Source organism: Hydrogenophaga sp. RWCD_12, from assembly GCF_046604225.1.
In the GTDB taxonomy this organism is placed as follows: domain Bacteria; phylum Pseudomonadota; class Gammaproteobacteria; order Burkholderiales; family Burkholderiaceae_C; genus Hydrogenophaga.
In genome coordinates, this window is sequence record NZ_JBKIXC010000010.1 from 1 (window position 1) to 1,716 (window position 1,716).

A 1,716-nucleotide genomic window follows, 5' to 3' on the forward strand; every position below is an offset into this window, starting at 1 on the left:
CAACGATGCGCCGGTGGCGACGGACAACGTGAAGTCGACGTCGCAGGATGTGACGGTGGGCGGGAACGTGATCACGGAGAACACCGGAGACGGTGTGGACAGTGATGTGGACGGCGATACGCCGTTGACGGTCTCCGGGTTCACGGTGGGTGGCACGCCTGGAACGGTGGGCACGCCGGTGACGATCCCCAACGTGGGCCAACTGACGCTGAACGCCAACGGCAGCTACACCTTCAACCCGGACCCGGCCTTTGTGGGCACGGTGCCTGTGGTGGTGTACACGCTCAGCGACGGCAACGGTGGAACCGACACAGCCACACTGACCATCACGGTCGATCCGGTGAGCGAGACGCCGTCGGTGGTGGACGACAGCGCCACGACGCCGGAAGGCACGCCAGTGACGATCGATGTGCTGAACAACGACGATCCGGGCAGTGACGGCCCGCTGACCATCACGGAAGTCAACGGCCAGCCCATTGCTGTGGGCACGCCGGTGCCGCTGGTGGATGGCGTGACCGGTCTGCCGATCGGTGAGGTCAGCCTGAACAACGGCGGAACGCCGCTGGATCCGACGGACGATGTGCTGGTGTTCACGCCGGCGCCTGGGTTCAATGGCCCGGTGAACTTCACCTACACGGTGCAAGACCAGCTGGGCAATCCGCTGGACGGCACGGTGACGGTGGATGTGACGCCGGTCAATGCTCCGCCGGTGGCGACCAACGACTCGACGGTGACGCCGACGAACACGCCGGTGAGCGTGGACGTGCTGGGCAACGACAGCGATCCGGACAGTGACCCGCTGACGATCACGCAGGTGGACGGCCAGCCGATCACCGAAGGCGGTCCAGCGGTGACGGTGCCCAACGGCACGGTGGCGCTGGTCGGGGGTGAACTGGTGTTCACGCCGACCAACGGCTACACCGGCCCTGCGGACTTTGACTACACGGTCAGGGACCCCAGTGGAGAGACCGCCAGCGCGACGGTGACGATCACGGTGGGCCAGGCCAACCTGCCACCGGTGGCACAGAACGACACCAACGCGACCAACGAAGACACGCCGCTGACGGTGACGCCGGCCAATGGTGTGATCCAGAGCACGGGCACGCCTGGTGGTGTGGACAGCGACCCCAACAGCGACACGCTGTCGGTGGGCGCGGTCAACGGAGACACGACGGATGTGGGCCAGCCGGTGCTGGGCACCTACGGCACGCTGGTGCTCAACCAGGACGGCAGCTACAGCTACACGCCGACCTCGGGAGCGCAGGCGCTGGCCCAGGGCGAGACGGCGGCGGACGTGTTCACCTACACGATCAGCGACCCGACGGGTGCGACGGCAACGGCGACGCTGACGATCACGATCACGGGCGTCAACGATGCGCCGGTGGCCGAAGACAACAGTGTCATCACGACGCCGGACACCAACGTGGGTGGCAACCTGCTGACGGACGACCAGAACGGTGCGGCGCCTGGCGGGGTCGATACGGACCCGGACGCCAACGACACGCTGACGGTCTCGGGCTTCACGGTGGGAGGTACGCCGGGTACGCTGGGCGTGCCGGTGACGATTCCGAACGTGGGAGAGCTGACGGTCAACGGCGATGGCAGCTACACGTTCGATCCGGTGCCTGGGTTTGAAGGGGCGGTGCCGGCGGTGGTGTACACCATCGATGATGGCAATGGCGGCACCGACAGCGCCACGCTGAGCATCCTGGTCGA

General features: G+C 66.6%; 1 protein-coding gene. It reads left to right on the forward strand.

What is annotated here, in order from left to right; translation table 11 throughout:
- A partial coding sequence (locus ACLIJ1_RS23250; protein ID WP_411367957.1) for an Ig-like domain-containing protein occupies positions 1–1,716 on the forward strand: 1,716 nt, incomplete at both ends.